Origin of the sequence: Sphingomonas sp., assembly GCF_032114135.1 — a bacterium.
Taxonomy (GTDB): domain Bacteria; phylum Pseudomonadota; class Alphaproteobacteria; order Sphingomonadales; family Sphingomonadaceae; genus Sphingomonas.
This window is the reverse complement of sequence record NZ_DAMCTA010000002.1, coordinates 559,843-576,177: the sequence shown is the minus strand read 5'-3', so window position 1 is coordinate 576,177 and position 16,335 is coordinate 559,843. Positions and strand designations below refer to the sequence as shown.

Here is a 16,335-nt window from a genome sequence, read left to right as displayed (position 1 = left end):
ACATGGTCAACTTCTATCCCGGCATCCTACGGCGCAGCGGCGGCGGCGCCGGTATCCGGTTCGACGTCCCCAGGCGCTCCGCAACGCCGTCGGTTCGCGGGGTTCGGGCCACCGGACACGATGGTCGGGGATGCGCGGCGAGCCGGCAAGAATGCAGGTTTGCATCCTCGCCGGCCGACAGCCGTCGTGCCGAACCGCCCGTGCGTCTAGCAAACGCTGAACGGACGGCGCGGCACGCACGACCTACGCGCGCTTACCCGACGATCAGGCGGCGGTTACCGACGGATTGAGCAGGCCGCAGTCGTTCTTGAGGAGGAGGGTGTCCCCCGCCACGAACGTCGCCGCAGCGCTGGCAGAAACCTGCCCCGCCGGAATGGTGATCGCCACACCGGTGGCGGCGCCGTTTCGCACCACGTCGCAGATCATGTCGACGCCCAGCACCCGCGACAGCGTCGCAGTCACCTGACCAGCTGCCGCTGATGCGGCAAGCGTGGCGGTGCCGTACTGGTTGCGCTTGGCCGGCGCGCCGTTGCGACGGACGCACCAGGTGCCGATCACCCGGCCGTCGCCCTTGTCCAGCGGACCGCCTGCCTTGGTCGCATACATCGCACGCAGGATCTCGGACTGCTGCGCGGCGGTGTAGATCGACCAGTCCGGCACGACCCGGTTGGGATCGTCGAAGAACGCCGAATTGTCGTTGATCTGCGCCGGCGTCAGCCCGACCGGGTTTGCGCGGGCCTGCGGCTTCTGCTTCGCGTAGGACTGCGAAAAGTCCGCCCCGCCGCCGAACGGCCTGCCGTCACAATAGGTGAAGGCGATGGTGACGTTCGCGCCGGGCTTGTAATCGACGCCTCCCGGGAAGCGCTGCTGGAACGGTCCGGGCGTCACGCCGTCGTCGGCGAAGCTGTCGAAGCCCTGCGCACCCGAGCCCTTGCCGAGCCGGGCGTCGCCGGTGACGCCGGTCAACTGGCGCACGCTGGTGTTGGCGTAGAGCACGCCGCCCGCCTGGTAGGTGGCATTGTCCGCACAGCCGATGCCGTAGAGCGTCAGCGAGCCGTGGAAGTTACCGGATACTTCGGGCGTGCACTCGAAGATCGGCGTGGTGACACCATAGGTGCCATTGCCCGTGTAATGCGGCCCGTTGAACGACATGTCCGAAGCACCGCCCCAGGTCGTGTTGTCCAGCATCTTGTAGTAGCCGCGGACGATCACGGGCGGATTCAGCGTCGTGCCGAACTGCCCGCTGTCGGGATGGACGATGAAGTTGGCGAGAACGCATTCGCCCATCCAGTTGCCTTCGACAATCAGGCCGTCGATGACGACGCTGTTGGCATTGCCCAGAAACAGCGAGTCCGCGTTCCACCGGATGACCGTGTTCCGGACGAACGACGAATTGGTGCAGCTGCGGATCGCGTTTCCGCTGATGCGGTCGAACGTGTTTTCGAACACGTCGATCGAGCCGCCCGGCGCATAGGTGCATGCGGGCAGATCGGTGTTGGCCGTGCCTGCAGGCGCACCGATCGTGCACCGCGAAATGCGGAGCCTATCGTTGCTGCCCAGGATGCTGATGATCGCGGTAGCGGTGCTGCCGTACCAGGTCTGAAGATCGGTAAGCGATGCCCGCACGATGAGGCTGTCGTGATAATAGCCTGCGCTGTGGTTGGCCGTGATCCGCCCGATCGTCGTCTGCCGCTTCAGATCTTCGGACTGGATGAGACAGGGCGTCGCGAGATAGTGATCATTGTATCCCGGGAAAATCTGGAAGCTGGGATCGCAACCCAGGCTGAGCAGAACCGTGGCTCCCGCCGACTCCGCCGCGTTCAGCGCCTGCAATTCCGTCGCGCTCGATACGGAGAAGCACTTGGCGGTGAAGGTCTCGGCCGGCAGCGTGCGCGCGCCGCGATCGAAGGTATAGGCCGGCAGCGACCGCCCCAGATCGGGCTTGATCGTGAGCGTGCCGCTGACGGTGCGGCCGCCCCCGCTCGCGGTGAAGTCGTAGACATAGTCGGTCGCACCCAGTTGCTGCACGCTGCCATTGGGCGACGGCGATGCGCCGTTGGTCGGCAAGCCGAAATGGGCGGGCGTTCCGGTGCGCGGCGTGAACTGCGTCGCGTCCGTCGTGAAGGGCGTGTCGATAAAGCCGCGTGCGAACAGCAGCTTGCCCATGTTGACCGCGCCCGCGTTACGTTTGGTATGGGCGCCGCGGACCATGACGAGGTGGTAGATATCGGTCGATGAGACTGCGCCGGTGATGTTGAGCGCATAGGCGATCTGGCGGAAGCTGGCGCCGCTGCCGTCGGTTTCGGCCACCAGCGCGGTGGCCGTCTCGCCGATGGCGAGCGCGGACGACAGCGTGAGGCTGTCGCTGCCGAGCGCCACCGCTGCGTCGGAGCCCTGCAGGAGCGAGAATGTCGACGTCGCGCCGAGCTGACGTTGCAGCGCGATGGTGCCGCCGACGAACCCGGCGTCCGTCGTCACATTTTGTACAGACAGATTTATCACTAGTTGATCCTTTACACTACGCACGAAAATGGGCGGATCGAACCAGGTTGGTTCGCCCCGTTTAGGTCGTTCAAACGATATGGTCGCAAACAGCCGTGCGCGGGCCCGACAGGGGCCACGGCTGTACATTCCGTCGATCTAGGCTTTTCCGGGCGCGCGAAGGTAACACGGCCCGGGATTTACGCTGCCGGGCTCCCTGCGAGAGCCAGTCTGCGATCTGCCCGGAAGTGGGCGCGATTCGGGAGCGTTCTTGTTTTGTACCTGAACATCGTCACGATGTCAAGAACGATGAACCGATCTGGAACATTTTCAGGGGCGCTGGCCGCTGCTGCCGCGGCGGGGCGGGGTCGACCGTAGACACGAAAAAGGGGCCGGGATCGCGCCCGGCCCCTCCCCCTCCTCAGAAGCCGAAGGACAGGCGCAGATAGCCGAACTGGCCCGGCAGGTCGTAGGTTGTCGGGTCGAAATTGGCGCTCTGGCAGGTGTAGCAGGCGGGCGGATCGCGATCGAACAGGTTGTTGACGCCCAGCGTCACCCGCGCGCGATGGTTCATCCAGGCCGGCGAGAAATAGGCCTGGATATCGCCGTAGAACACCGCGCCCAACCGGTGCACGTCGTCGCGCTCGTCGACCCCGCTGATATAGCGCGCGGTGAAGGAGATGCCGTAAGCGGGGCTCGACCAGTCGAGCGTCGCATTGCCCTTGAAGCGCGGATAGGCCTGGTCGGGGCTGCCGCGCTCGGTACCGGCATAGCGCAGCGCCGGCGCGCCGAGGTCCGCCGGCGGCACCACGTCGTAGCGCAGCAGATAGGCGGCGTTGGCGTTGAGCCCGATCGTGCCCTCGCCGATCTTGTGGGTGCGGAAGGTCAGCGTGCCGTCCAGCCCGTCGGTGCGGATGCCGTTCAAGTTGAGCAGCCGCCCGCTGATCCCCGCGATCGTCCCGCTGCTCGTCCGCCGGATCGCCGCGCAGCTGACCGGATCGGCGTTGAACGCGCAGCCCGCAGCGTCAGCGTCGCGGGCACCGAGTCGATCGCGTTGTCGAGCTTGATGTTGTAGTAATTGACCTCGAGGCTGAACGCGCTCGACCAGCCGCGCGCCCATTCGGGGCTATAGACCCCGCCCGCGGTCCAGGTCTTCGCCGTCTCGGGCTTGAGCGCGGTATTGCCCTGCGAGAACACGCCCAGCTGCCCGCCGGTCGGCTCGTTGTAGCTGCCGTTCGCCGGCACGCCGTTGGCGATGCAGTTCGCGCGCACCGTCGCGTTGCTGGTGAACGATCCCCCCGCCGCGCTGGTGCACGGATCGTCGATCGACGCATCGAAGCGCGACAGCCCGGCATAGAGCTCGCCGATGCTCGGCGCGCGCAGGCTCTCGGCATAGCCGCCGCGCAGCAGCAGGTCGGCGACCGGCTTCCACAGCCCCGAGGCGGTGAAGGTGGTGTTGCTGCCGAACGACGAATAGTTGGAGTGCCGCACCGCGCCGTCCAGCTCGAGCTTGTGGAAGAACGGCACGTTCGACAACAGCGGCACCCGCAGCTCACCATAGACCTCGTCGACGTTGAACCCGCCGCGCGCGGGGCTGGTCGGCACGTCCGCCCCCAGCCCCGCGACGATCACCGCATCGGGATCATAGCTGGCGAACTGGTCGCGATGCTCATAGCCGATCGCCACGCCCACCGGCCCCGCCGGCAGATCGAACAGTGAGCCCGACAGATTGGCGGTGGTGTCCCACATCTTCTGGCTGCTGCGGTCGCGCTCGTCGAACGCGACATAGCCCAGCATCGCCGGGGTGATCGAGCCGAGCCCGCCGAACAGGTTGAACGGCACGCACGCGCCGGTGCACGCCCCCACCGGCCCCAGCGCCTGTGCCAGCCGCGCCGCGTTGAGGTTGCCGGTGAACACCTGCTTGGCATCGTTGACGCCGTACACCCCGTTGACGTCCCAATACCATTTGCGCCCGCCGACATCGAACGACCCGTCGAAGGTCAGCGTCGCCGACATGGTGTCGACATTCTGGGTGAACACGCGCTGCCCGGCCTCGACCATGCGCCGCGCGATGAACGAGTAATTGGCCGCGCCGCCGTCCGCCCCCGAGGAAAGCGTCACCCCGAACGGATTATACGGGTTGGTCACGTCCACCGAGATGGTGTCGAGCAGATTGCCGTTGCCCGCGTCCGGCCCGATGTTGAGCGGCAGATAGGCCGCCTGGGTCCGCGAATAGCGGTGGTTGTACAGCAGCTTGACCCGCATGTTGATGCTGTCGGTCAGCGCCTGCTTGAAGTTGACGAAGCCGCCATAGCGCTCGGACGGGGTCAGCAGATAGTTGAGCGGCGCGAAATTATAGCGGTCCGCCGCGGTGAACGGCTTGAAGTCCGCCGGATAGCTCGGCCGCCCGGCGACCGGCGCGCGCAGCGCCAGCGTCTGCCCCAGCACCGCATAGCGGCCATTGGGCGGCGTGCCGCTGCACCCGCCGATCGGATCGGTGCACGCGGTCTGCCCCGGATTGGGGAATTGCGAGATGGCGCGGTCGCCGGTCGAGACGCCGCCCTGCTTCACATAGCTCGCGCCGAACACCAGCGAGGTGCCGGTATCGCGCGACTGGATGCCGTAGCTCGCCTCGTACTGCTGGGTATCGCCGTCCCCCTGGCGATAGACGCCGTACTGCGCCGAGGCGCGCAGCCCCTCCTGCTGCTGCTTGGTGATGATGTTGATCACGCCGGCGACCGCGTCCGAGCCATAGAGCGGCGACGCGCCCGACTGCAGCACCTCGACGCGCTCGATCACATTGACCGGCAGCGTGTTGAGGTCGACCGAGGCGGGAATGCCGCCCGCCGCCGAGCCGTTGACGAAGCGCAGCCCGTCGACGAGGATCAGCGTGCGCTTGGCGGCGAGATAGCGCAGATCGACCTCGGCCGAGCCCGAGCTGACCCCGGTCCCGTCCGGCGGCCCGCCGACATTGCCGGCATTGTTGACCTTGGTGTTGAGCCCGCCCGCAGCACTTGGCAGCCGCTGGAGCACATCGGCGATCGCGGTGAGGCCGGTGCGCGCAATCTCCTCCTGGCCGACGGTGACGACCGGCTTGTCCTGATCGAGCGGGCTGCGACGGATGCGCGAGCCGGTGACGACGATGTCGTCCTGGGGCGCCGTGGCGGCGGCACCGGTGGTGTCGTCCTGGGCATAGGCGGGCGCCGCTGCCATCCCCATGGCGAGCGCCAGCACGGCGAGACTGCAGGTGGGTCGTCGGTACGATACGTGCATGTGGTTCCCCTCGATCCAAGCCGTTCCGCTGCGCACCCTCTCGGTGTTTGTTTGCAACAAAGCTGACGCATGGGACGGGCTTGGCAAGGGGGAGATTGCGCAATTCGGTTAAAGATTGAAATTGTGTTGCCGTGGGGACACGCCTGCCACAGTCCATCCCGGGTGCGGACCTCCGTCGCGAGGGCGGACGGGGCTCACCCGGCGCAGTCCCTGCTGCCAATCACACGGTTTTTGGGCGGCTGCGCTCCAGCTTTTCCAGCCGCTCCCGCAACTCGTCGAGCATATGGCGGGGCGCGGCCTCGGGTAATGCTTCAGGTTCGGCGCTGCGGAGGGCGTTGGCGATCGAGGCAGCGGCCGCCGAAAGTGATTTCAACTGCGACCGCGGAAAAGGTGAATCATCGTCGCGCGGGAGCAAGATCATCCAGCCTGCCAAACCCTCCTCGTCTGCCAGGTGGAGCACATGGCCTCCGATGTGCCGGACGGTGTCCGAACTGTAAGACAGCGAGGACGGCACCAATTCGTCGACCCGTGCGCCACGCTTGGCCAGCAGCGCATGGCCGGTTGGCGTTCGCGCGAGGAGAGCGCCACCAGACGCGTGCAGCGCACCCATCACGATATCGAGCGTTCGAGCGGCGATTTCCGACCGATTGCAGCGATGGGCCCATAGCCCGAGCCGCGCGGGAAGCTCTTCAAGCTCGATGCTGGACCGATCGAAGCGCTGCTTGGACCATTTGAGCACCACGCGCTGCGTCGGCACGAACACGCTGGTCGCCACGACCGCACCTACAGCGAGGCCCAGGGTCGCGTTCTCCGGCCCCAGCAACGATGCCACCACTTGCTTCGCGACATCGGACAGGAGCGACCAAAGCAGCACGATGGCGCCCGCCACCACGGTATATGCTACCGAATTGGATAGAACCTGATCGACATTCCACAGCCGGTAGCGGATCAGCGCGATGAGCAGCCCCAGTGGCATCACCGCGAAGCCCAAGTTGAAAAGGCACACGGTGCCGATCAACCACATGCTCCCCGCCCAGGTCGACCAATGATCGTACGGCGCCAAGGACATGATCAGCGCGGCGCCGACCAGCGCAAAGGCTGTGGCAAAGCCCAGCGCTGCCCATTTGATCTGCTGACGTTCCAATCCGGGTTCAAGCCTGCGATAGCGGATTATCTGCGCTGCGATCAGCAGCAGGGGAACTCCCAACCCCAACGACAGCGCCAGGGCTTGATCCAATCGATCGTTCATCAGGACGACGCCCAGCACGGGCGCCACGATCATCGACCAGCGGAGCCAAGGCGGCGTGAACTGGCCGTTGGGAAACGCCGCAATCGCCACGACGAGCATGGCCCACCATATGCCTGTCAGCACGTCGATCACCCAGCCGACGCCGAGCGACATCCACATCAGGAGCGGCGGGTCGACACATGCCGCTATCGTCAGAAATCCTAGGCCGAGCAGCAGCGCCTCAGGGTCGCGAGGGCGCCGGTAAAGCAGCAGACAGCTGGATCCAAGCAGGGAGGCCGAACAGAGCAGGGTGAAGAAGAGCCTCACACAAATCCGCACATCCACTGGGATCGGGTTCGGCGCGCGAGCCAAGTGCGCGTGCGAGGAGCGGCTGGCGCGGACTTCGATTTCACGACCATCCTTCTTGCGAACGACGAGCGCGACCACGGTGCCCGGCGCTGCGAGTATCGCGCGACCGACCGTGAAGGTGCTTGCCGAGGGCGGCAGGCGCCTTCCCGCAACCGCGACAATTCGGTCCCCCTCGCCGACGCCGGCTGCTGCGATGTCGGACCGCAGGACCGTCAAGGCAGGAAGCCCCGCCTCGTCGAAATTGAACTCGAACCCGAGCGCGCGGAGCGCGGGATTGATGCGGTACGTGTCGATCAGCACATAACCGAGCCCCGCGAGCTGAATGGCGGCTACCATCAGCAATAGCGACAGCCACAACGTACGGATCGAAACCGGCACCCCTTGCCGCAAGGCTGGAAGCTGGCCAGGCAGCGCATCCAGCAGTCGAAATTTGCCCCCTGCCCCCACCAAGCTGCCTCCCGGCAATTCGATCGCCACGAAGCCTATCATAGCGGGTGCCAGCTTGAAAGGTGAGACCCGACTCAAGGGCTATACGATAGAACAGAAGATGTAGGTCAGGGAGCGCACATTGTCCTCGTGTACATCCCTCGCCCGCAGTCCACTAGGCGGTGGCTGCCCACCTTCGGTTACTTCGCAATTTCTTCGCTACTGCCGATCAGCTGGTCCACTTACGCTCTGCGGCACGGGTCGCTTCGATCTTGCGCTGGCTGCCGGAAGGCGGCGAACCGCGCAGCCTGGCTTTCTGACCGGGCTGATGGTCCTTACCGGGCGGATGGTCCTGACCGCACGGATGGTCGTGCGCACCTTCTAGGCCTCGTCCCGCTTCAACCGCCGCTCCACCCGGTCCAGCTCCCGCGACAGCCGCGCCAGCGCCTGCTCGCGAGGGATGCGCGGCACGCCGAAGCCGCTATGGGGCCGCCCCTCGACGATCACCGGGCGGCGATAGCCGAGCAGCAGCAGCGCCTCGCGCGGCGTCATCAAGGTGAGCGGGTCGGTCTCGTCGACGGTCTCGCGCCATTCGCCCAGGTCCTCGCCGGTCGGGTCCAGCGATCGCAGCGCATTGTCGAGCAGCGCGAGTTCGAGCCGCTGATAGCCCTCGGCCAGCGCTGCCTCCATCGCCCGCGCGAACGCCGCCGAGCGCCGGCGCCGGGCATAGATGGCGTTCCAACCGATGCCGGTCGCCTCTGCTGACAGCCGCACATTGGCGGTGGCGGCGAGATGGGCGAGGAAGCGGCGCTCGCCCTCGGTGGTCAGCACCCCCTTGGGGGCGCGGCGCACCTGCACCGCGCGGCCGCGCGAGGCGCGCACGCTATATTCGCCGCCGCCGGTGCGCGCGGCCTCGCCCTCGGGGGTAGGCGACGGCGCACCGGCGGCAAGCTGCGCCTAGGCGTAAGCGAGGGCTGCGTCCCACTGGCTCGCGAAATCGGGGTTGCGCGCGCGGCGCTTCTGGAAGGTCTTGCGCGTCTGCCCCGCTTCCTCGGCGGCGAGGGTCACGTTGGCGGTGCGGCGCAGGGCTTTCAGGAAGCGCTGGTTCTCGCGGGTACGATCGCCTTTGGTGCCGCGCATGGGTGCGCCCTCCCCCCTGGATTTGACGGACACTGGGGAGATGGGTGTTCCTGTTTTATTCTGCAAGGGCCAAGATCCTCCCCGGCACGGGGAGGGGGACCATCTGCGCAGCAGATGGTGGAGGGGGGCCTTCTTCTCGGACTCGGGTGGCGTGGCGGGGTCGCGGGCGGTACAGTCTAGGCGCATCTGACCCCGCATCCCTCGCGACGCTCCCCCTCCACCACGCCGCTGGCGCGGCGCGGTCCCCCTCCCCGTGCCGGGGAGGATCTTTGCCACCCTTGACTTGCCACCCGAATCCGCTATTGGGCGCGCTCCTTCTTCGGAAGGAATCCGTCCGAGACAGCGAGGGGCCGGGATTTGCCGGTCTTGAAAATACTCGCCTAGACGGGGACAGAATTTACCGGCGGCTTGGCCGGCCTCTAGCGCGGATGCGCGGGCGGCCCAAGCGTTCCGGGTCACGCCCCAGGGATTTCCCCGGCCTCGTGACGATCCTTCCCCTCGGACAAATTGCGCCTGGCCCGTGTTCGCACGGGTCGTGAACCGGGGTTGCCCCCTGCCCGCTTGCGTGGGGAAAGGGCAGCCTCATGTATGAGGAGACCGGCATGGATCGTACCCAGAAGGCCGACGCCGTTGCCGAGCTGAACCGCACCTTCAACGAGGTTGGCGTGGTGGTTGTCACCCGCAATCTCGGCATGACCGTCAAGCAGTCGACGGACCTGCGCAACAAGATGCGTGCAGCCGGCGCGACCTATAAGGTCTCGAAGAACAAGCTCGCCAAGATTGCCACCCAGGGCACCGATTATGCGGTGCTCGCGGACCTGCTGACGGGTCCGACGGCATTGTCCACCTCCGTCGATCCCGTGGCTGCGGCCAAGGTGGTCTCGGACTTCGCCAAGACGAACGACAAGCTCGAAATCGTCGGCGGGGCCATGGGCAATGTGCTGCTGGATGCGGCCGGCGTGCAGGCACTCGCCTCGCTGCCGTCGCTGGACGAGCTGCGCGGCAAGCTCGTGGGGCTCATCGCAGCGCCCGCGACCAAGCTCGCCACCATCACCCAGGCACCGGCGGCGCAGATCGCCCGCGTGCTTGCGGCGTACAGCGAAAAGCAGGCTGCCTGAGCTTCGGCTTCGAGCGACCTTTATTCTATCCCGAAACTATTGAACTGACTGGAGTTTATCATGGCTGACCTTAACGCAATCGTCGACCAGCTTTCCGCCCTGACCGTGCTCGAGGCCGCTGAGCTCTCGAAGCTGCTCGAAGAGAAGTGGGGCGTTTCGGCCGCCGCTGCCGTCGCCGTTGCCGGCCCGGCCGCTGGTGGCGCCGCTGCCCCGGCTGCTGAAGAGCAGACCGAGTTCGACGTGATCCTCACCGGCGACGGTGGCAAGAAGATCAACGTCATCAAGGAAGTCCGCGCCATCACCAGCCTCGGCCTCACCGAAGCAAAGGCGCTCGTCGAAGGCGCTCCGAAGCCCGTCAAGGAAGGCGTGTCGAAGGACGAAGCCGAGAAGATCAAGAAGCAGCTGGAAGAAGCTGGCGCGACCGTCGAGGTCAAGTAAGCACTTCCCAGCCCGTTTCAAGGCTTGGATACTGGAAGGAGGCGGTCCGGCGACGGACCGCCTCTTTTCGTTATGGTGCAGTGACTAGGGCCCGAGCGGCGCGTAGTCGATCGCCGCTACCGTCGAGGGCGCTGCCCGATCCAGCCAGATCGGCCCCGGCAGGGTGCCTTGACCAGCTGTGCCCAGCAAGAAATCGGCAGCGAAATGGTGCAAGCTCAGCCCGCCGCGCCAGCGCAGATCGCACAATAGCATGGCCACGAACATCGGCCTGCCGCCGTGCACCACGACGTGCAATTGCTCGCGGTGCAGGGTTAGACGCACCGGCAGCCGCAATGTGGCCCCTGCGGCGAGATCGACCGGCTTTCCCTCGTTTTGTGTGGACGGCCCGGCATGGAACGCTGCACGCCAGCGATCTTGATCGGGGCTGGCGCTGATCAGCGCGAGCGCGGGACGCAGCCCCTCGGCCACCCGCATATGTTGGTTGATGAGATCGATTTCGAGGTCGAAGGCCACCGTCTTGGCCGAGAAAACGACGTGGGCCGAAACGACCTCGACCTTGAACGGGGCGACGATCGCATGAGGCTGCGGCGATAAGGGCGCAGATTCGGCAACAGGCCGGGCACGCTCCGGCTCCGGCGCCGCCAGTTCGGACATTTCGAGACGCCCCCGTCGATATCGCGAGACAGCCACCGCTGCGGCGATACCGATCGCCCCCAATGCCCACCATGGCCAGCCGGATCGAGGCCTCGCGGGAGCAACAGGCCGCCGCCGTGGCGACACCACCGCGGCCGATGGCGTCGGTTTCAGCCGCGCCGACGCCGGCATCGGGGGGGCTGCGCTCGGTTGCGGCGTGGGCGCTGTCGTCGCCAGCGGGCTTGGCGCCGCGACGGTCGTCGGGCGGGCAATCGGGCGCTGCTTAGGCAGCGGAACGATCACAGGCTCCACGATCGAAGCGTCCGTCGGCGATGACGCCGGGGCAGGACCGGCAACCGGCGCACCGGGCAGACGAAACCGCTCGGGCAACACCCCGGGGATCGCCTGTGGCGTGGGATCGGCCCTTGGCGCATCCTGCGCCAGTGCGGGCGCGGCGAACGCACCGACCAAGACCATCCCAAATGCTGCGCTATGCCTACCCCTGTTCACGCATCCTGACTGATCCGCCGAAGCTGAACGGCGGCTGCATTCCACTGCGCGCATCGCCGCCGCGCGACGATCCGTTCGACGGCATCGCCGGGCCGCTCAATTATTGTGGCGAGAGGCGCGTGATTCGCTCCGGATACGCTCGGAGCGGGCGCGCTCCATGCGTTCGATACGCTCGTATTCGAGCCGTTCGCGATCTTCGCGGGCCAGTTCATCGCGCTCGCGATCCTCGCGCGCCATGCGCTCCGCGATCCGCAACCGAATTGCTTCCAGTTCGGGTGAAGCTTCCTGCCCCGTCGCCTGCTTGCGCCGTGCATCGTGACGGCCGACCGCCTCCTCCGCTGCGATACGATCGGACCAGTGACGGACCTCCATCGGCGGCTTCTTGCTTCTGGACTTGCGATTCTGGATCCGCAGTAACGCGATCCGATACATTCGGAACATCTTGCCGGCGTGCAGGCCGGTCAGCAAGGCGGCGAGAAGGGCTACGCCGATGTAGATACCGCTATTCGGTTGCGGCGCACGTAGCACCAGCAGCACCATCAAATAGCTGAGCAGGGTCATCAGCACGCAATACGCACCGAATTCCAGCGACATCATCAAATAGTGGCGAACGGAATCGGACTTCATGCGCTATTCCCCTCGACGGCCCCCTGGGTACGCGCCCACGTACCCGCCCCTCTGTGGCGCCGCATCATGAAGCAACCGCGTTAACGAATCCTAAGCGGAGGTGAAACGATCGAGAAGATCAGCGGAACATCCGCTGCTTTTCTTCTTCCGCGCGCTCGTCCTCGCGATGCATGCGCTCGGCGATACGCTCGCGGATGGCGTCGAGCGACATGTCGGGATTGATGGTGACGTCTTCGGGATGTTCTTCCGGCTCGATGCCGAGCAGCGCACAGCGCGATCGATAGGCCCGCTCCATCGCCTCGAGCTTTTCCACCAGGCGCGCGCGTTCGGAGTCTGCCGACCGAGCTTCTGGCCGCCCCGCCCCGATACGCTCGGACCAGAGCAAGGTGGCCCCATCCGGCGCGGTCAACGCCCCCGCGTGCTTGTTTCGCCGTCCCCAGAATCCGAACAGACTGCGCCGCGCGCGCCAATAGCGCCGAAGCATCCGCACCGCATACAGCCCGCTGAATACCGACATCGCGATGCAGGTGCTGATGTACCACCGTGAATTTGCCTGGGGCGCATAATTCACGACAATGAACATCGACGCCCCGAGAACCGTCATGAAAACGAAATAGATGAAAAACTCGATCGTTTCACGAAGGTAGGATCGGATATCCCCAAGGGTCATGGCGTGCCTCCCCGCAACGGGCCTCCCGCCCGCTCCTGGGTTGGTTGAACGCGAATAACCTTAAGGAATAATGCAGATACGTAGAAACAGCATACGGAATTTCACGCATATTCCGATGCATGTCGGTAACAACATTGGTGGCGCGAGGGCACCCCGCGCGTCGGCATGCGCGGGGTGCCTACGTTTCACCGCGCCTTGGCGGCGCTCTGGTCGACCGGCACCACGGGCAGCAGCACCGAGCTCGACTGCTTGCCGCCATAGAGGATCGTCACCGTCGCCTTCTGATAATCGCCCGGCTTGGCGAAGAAGATGTTCTCCACGTATTTTTGCGGGTTGCGGTCATAGACTGGGAACAGCGTCGACTGGATCTGCACCATGATACGGTGGCCGGGCAGGAAGGTATGGTTCACCACCGGCAGGCGGAACTTGTATTCCTGCGCCTTGCCCGCCGGGATCGCCGAGGGATGCTCGAACGAGTTGCGGTAGCGCCCCCGGAAGATGTCCATCGCGATCGGCAGCTGGAAGCCGCCCATTTCCTTGCTGGACGCGATCTCGTCCGGATAGACGTCGATCACCTTCACCACGAAGTCGCCGTCGGTCCCGGTCGTCTTGGCGAAGATGTCCGCCAGCGGCGTGCCCGACACGCGCACCGGCTCCTTGAGCACCGGCGTCGCATAGGTCAGCACGTCCTGACGGCCGTCGACGAAGCGCTGGTCGGTGACGAGATAGGTGCTCCAGCGACCGTCGCTGAAGTTGATCGGGCGGGGCAAGTAGGGGACCGGCTTGGCAGGATCGGAGACATAGCTGTCCTCGCCTGTCCCGGCCCTGTCGAACCCGGCAGCTTCCCCTGTGCCGAGATACAGCGGCGTCAGCTGCGCGCCCAGCGGCCACTTGGTGAGGAAGTCCCAGTGATTTTCGCCGGTGTTGTAGATGCTCGCGGCCGGCGGCGTATAGGCGGGCGAACCATCCTTCAGATGCGCGTTGAAGAACGGCAGCAAAATGTCGCGGCGCGCCTGCAGCGCGGTGTCGCCCTCGAAGTTCAGCTCGCCCAGCTTTGACCCGTTATAGTTGAAGCCGGAGTGCCGCCACGGGCCCATCAGCAGGAAGTTGTTGGCCGCCTGCGGAGTCTTCTGCAACTCCTCCCATGCGTGGATCGCGCCGTACATGTCCTCGTGATCCCACAGGCCCTGCTCCCACAGCGTCGGCACGTTGGAGGGATTGGCGGCGAGAATCTTGTCGAGCGCCTGGCCCTGCCAGAAGGCGTCGTAGGAGACGTGCTGGCTGAGCTTCTTCCAGAAGGGCAGCTGGTCATAGCCATACTGCTTGGCCCAGTCGCCGGCCGAGCCGACCTTGCGGAACGTGTCATAATCGTCCCAGCCGCCATTGGGCGGGGTCGGGCCGCCGGCCTTGTAGCCGGTGATGCCGGAGATCCAGCCGATATTGGGGAGGCGGAAGGCGCCGTGATGGAACCAGTCGTCTCCCATCCAGCCGTCGATCATCGGGCTTTCGGGCGCCGCGACCTTCAGCGCCGGATGCGGATGGAGCAACGCCATCACCACGGTCCAGCCTTCGTAGGACGAGCCGAGCATGCCGACCTTGCCGTTCGATTCCGGCAGGTTCTTCACCAGCCAGTCGATTGTGTCATAGGCATCGGTCGTGTCGTCGATCTTGGTCGGGTTCAACGGGCCGACGGGCGGTCGGGTGACGACGAAATCGCCTTCGGATCGATTCTTGCCGCGAATGTCTTGGAACACGCGGATATAGCCTGCCTCGGTGAACACCTCGTCGCCCTGCGCGAGCACCGAGAGCATCTTGTTGCTCGAGCTGCGGCGGACGCGATTATACGCGTCATAGGGCGTGCGGGTGAGCATGATCGGGGCGTTCTTGGCGCCCTTGGGGATCACGATGGTCGTGAACAACTTGGTACCGTCGCGCATCGGCACCATTACTTCGCGGCGGGTATAATCCTTTGGCCCCTCGGGCAGCTCGAACTTCGCGGGAATGTCGTTGAATGGCTGCGCCTGCTGGGCGCCGGCGGCAGGGATCAGCGCGGTCGTCGCGAGCGCTGCCAGGAGGAAGGTACGAAGCTGCATAATGTCTCCCCAGAGAACCGAGGTCCGGGGTGATAGTGTTACACTCGACACATGGGAAGCGGGCATGTGAAGGGGCCCGCGCTCCCCTGAGGAACGCGGGCCGGTTCAAGATAGGGTGGTATCAGGCGTGTGCGGGGGTGCCGAGCAGCTCCGCTTCGAGATCGTCGACAAGGTGCGGTCGGGTGGCACCGATCGGGCCGATGCCCGCTGCCGAGGGGGCGGCACGGCCGATGCGGAAGGCGGCGCTGGTGCGGCCTTCGCGTCCATCGGGCAGACGGTACCGCGCCTCCGCGACGACGACCGGATTGAACGTACGACCCAGTTCGCCCTTCGGCACCGCAAGGTGCGCGTCGACGCGGGCACCGTCACCGGCATCGATCGTCACCGGCGGCACGTCGGCGGCCGGACCATGGTTGGTGAGCAGCTGCTCCATCTCGCTCGTCTCGGCATCGGCGAGCAGGAAGGTCGAGATGCGCACATCACGGGCAGGCGTGTCGCCCGAATTGCCGATGGTCAGCTCGATATCGACGAGTGCCTCGTCCTCGCTGGTACCGGCGCGGACCGGACGCAGGCCCAGCTCGAGCCACGGACGATTGGCGACCGGCGCCGGCGCATCGACGACATGCTCGAGCACCGCCTCGTCGGCTTCGGCAAGCTTGGCTTCCACATGGGCCTCGGCAACCGGCTCGGCGACCGGGTGACGATCGGCAATCGGCGCCATCACCGGCGCCGCAGCGGCAGCGGCGAGACCGATATCACTGCGCGGTGCCACCGGCCGCGGCATGGGGCGATGCGCCACCGGCTCGGTGGTGGTGGCCGCCATATCGCGCACCAACAGGTCGTCGTCAGCACGACGACGGCGGAGCAAGAATATGGCAGCAGCGGCCGCGAGGATCACGGCAAGACCGCCAAGAATCCACGGAATCAGTGAGGTCGAACGCGTCGTCTCGTTGGTCGTCTCGGTCGTCTGCGTTACCTCAGCAGCAGGGGCTGCGGGCTGCGTGACCGGCTCTGCAGGCTGTGGCTGGGCAACCGGCGCGGGCGCCGGGCTTGCCGCCTGCTGCGTCGGCGCCGTAGCGGCTTGCGCGGCGGGCGTTGCCTGGCGCGGCTGGGCTGCAGCGCGTGCTTCGGCGCGCGGTGCGGTACGCTCGGCACGAGTGGCCCGGGCCGGGGCGGCATCGGTGGTCGAGGGCGCCTGGTTGGCGCTGCCGGCCATCTGCTGCTCGACCGGGGGCACCGACTGCACGACGGGCGCGGCCGGGGCCATGCGGACTTCCGGGACTGCCGTAGCGGCCTGTGGAGCAGGCGCCCCGACGGCCGGCGGCGGGG

Annotated in this window: 13 protein-coding genes; 2 read left to right on the top strand and 11 right to left on the bottom strand. The window is 66.1% G+C overall.

The genetic code is table 11. The features are described 5' to 3' along the window. Positions 1-264: 264 nt before the first annotated feature. The 6 genes from RT655_RS14690 to RT655_RS14665 all read right to left on the bottom strand — a co-directional run bounded on the left by RT655_RS14690 (position 265) and on the right by RT655_RS14665 (position 8,917). On the bottom strand, positions 265-2,478 hold the full coding sequence (locus tag RT655_RS14690; RefSeq protein ID WP_313538093.1) for a hypothetical protein: 2,214 nt from the start codon (positions 2,476-2,478) through the stop codon (positions 265-267). Positions 2,479-2,902: 424 nt separating this feature from the next. After that, positions 2,903-3,406, bottom strand: coding sequence for a TonB-dependent receptor (locus RT655_RS14685; protein WP_313538091.1), 504 nt, complete (start codon positions 3,404-3,406; stop codon positions 2,903-2,905). After that, a complete protein-coding gene (locus RT655_RS14680; protein ID WP_313538089.1) occupies positions 3,403-5,754 on the bottom strand; it encodes a TonB-dependent receptor domain-containing protein in 2,352 nt (783 codons plus the stop codon). The genes RT655_RS14685 and RT655_RS14680 overlap by 4 nt, the downstream gene beginning before the upstream one ends. Before the next feature lie 220 nt (positions 5,755-5,974). Next, a complete protein-coding gene (locus tag RT655_RS14675; RefSeq protein ID WP_313538087.1) occupies positions 5,975-7,828 on the bottom strand; it encodes a hypothetical protein in 1,854 nt (617 codons plus the stop codon). A 330-nt stretch (positions 7,829-8,158) separates the two neighbouring features. Continuing rightward, positions 8,159-8,659 (bottom strand): hypothetical protein, encoded by a 501-nt coding sequence (locus RT655_RS14670; protein WP_313538085.1) that lies wholly within the window; start codon positions 8,657-8,659, stop codon positions 8,159-8,161. Positions 8,660-8,734: 75 nt separating this feature from the next. Continuing rightward, positions 8,735-8,917, bottom strand: coding sequence for a hypothetical protein (locus RT655_RS14665; RefSeq protein WP_313538083.1), 183 nt, complete (start codon positions 8,915-8,917; stop codon positions 8,735-8,737). A gap of 602 nt (positions 8,918-9,519) precedes the next feature. Between RT655_RS14665 and rplJ the strand changes: the two genes are divergently transcribed. Together rplJ and rplL are read left to right on the top strand one after the other, a co-directional pair. Next, a complete protein-coding gene (gene rplJ, locus RT655_RS14660) occupies positions 9,520-10,035 on the top strand; it encodes a 50S ribosomal protein L10 (protein ID WP_313538081.1) in 516 nt (171 codons plus the stop codon). A gap of 60 nt (positions 10,036-10,095) precedes the next feature. Further along, a complete protein-coding gene (gene rplL, locus RT655_RS14655; protein ID WP_066720675.1) occupies positions 10,096-10,473 on the top strand; it encodes a 50S ribosomal protein L7/L12 in 378 nt (125 codons plus the stop codon). 84 nt (positions 10,474-10,557) lie between these two features. On the opposite strand, the gene RT655_RS14650 is transcribed toward rplL, so the two are convergent. The 5 genes from RT655_RS14650 to RT655_RS14630 all read right to left on the bottom strand — a co-directional run bounded on the left by RT655_RS14650 (position 10,558) and on the right by RT655_RS14630 (position 16,273). Further along, entirely contained in the window at positions 10,558-11,127 is a 570-nt protein-coding gene (locus RT655_RS14650; RefSeq protein WP_313538077.1) for a hypothetical protein, read from the bottom strand. A gap of 585 nt (positions 11,128-11,712) precedes the next feature. Further along, positions 11,713-12,243: a hypothetical protein gene (locus tag RT655_RS14645; RefSeq protein WP_313538076.1), complete on the bottom strand. Its 531-nt coding sequence runs from the start codon at positions 12,241-12,243 to the stop codon at positions 11,713-11,715. A gap of 118 nt (positions 12,244-12,361) precedes the next feature. Continuing rightward, a complete protein-coding gene (locus tag RT655_RS14640) occupies positions 12,362-12,913 on the bottom strand; it encodes a hypothetical protein (RefSeq protein WP_313538074.1) in 552 nt (183 codons plus the stop codon). Between the two features lie 185 nt (positions 12,914-13,098). Beyond that, a complete protein-coding gene (locus RT655_RS14635) occupies positions 13,099-15,006 on the bottom strand; it encodes a CocE/NonD family hydrolase (RefSeq protein WP_313538073.1) in 1,908 nt (635 codons plus the stop codon). A gap of 121 nt (positions 15,007-15,127) precedes the next feature. Further along, the gene (locus RT655_RS14630; RefSeq protein ID WP_313538071.1) at positions 15,128-16,273 is read right to left on the bottom strand and encodes a hypothetical protein; all 1,146 of its coding nucleotides are present in this window, start codon (positions 16,271-16,273) and stop codon (positions 15,128-15,130) included. Between the last annotated feature and the right edge of the window lie 62 nt (positions 16,274-16,335).

What these genes read in the sequence shown, in the direction of transcription:
- RT655_RS14680 (WP_313538089.1), bottom strand. Translation starts at nt 5,754, where the DNA reads ATGCACGTATCGTACCGACGACCCACCTGCAGTCTCGCCGTGCTGGCG.
- RT655_RS14665 (WP_313538083.1), bottom strand. Translation starts at nt 8,917, where the DNA reads ATGCGCGGCACCAAAGGCGATCGTACCCGCGAGAACCAGCGCTTCCTG.
- rplJ (WP_313538081.1), top strand. Translation starts at nt 9,520, where the DNA reads ATGGATCGTACCCAGAAGGCCGACGCCGTTGCCGAGCTGAACCGCACC.
- rplL (WP_066720675.1), top strand. Translation starts at nt 10,096, where the DNA reads ATGGCTGACCTTAACGCAATCGTCGACCAGCTTTCCGCCCTGACCGTG.
- RT655_RS14650 (WP_313538077.1), bottom strand. Translation starts at nt 11,127, where the DNA reads ATGTCCGAACTGGCGGCGCCGGAGCCGGAGCGTGCCCGGCCTGTTGCC.
- RT655_RS14645 (WP_313538076.1), bottom strand. Translation starts at nt 12,243, where the DNA reads ATGAAGTCCGATTCCGTTCGCCACTATTTGATGATGTCGCTGGAATTC.
- RT655_RS14640 (WP_313538074.1), bottom strand. Translation starts at nt 12,913, where the DNA reads ATGACCCTTGGGGATATCCGATCCTACCTTCGTGAAACGATCGAGTTT.
- RT655_RS14635 (WP_313538073.1), bottom strand. Translation starts at nt 15,006, where the DNA reads ATGCAGCTTCGTACCTTCCTCCTGGCAGCGCTCGCGACGACCGCGCTG.
- RT655_RS14630 (WP_313538071.1), bottom strand. Translation starts at nt 16,273, where the DNA reads ATGGCCCCGGCCGCGCCCGTCGTGCAGTCGGTGCCCCCGGTCGAGCAG.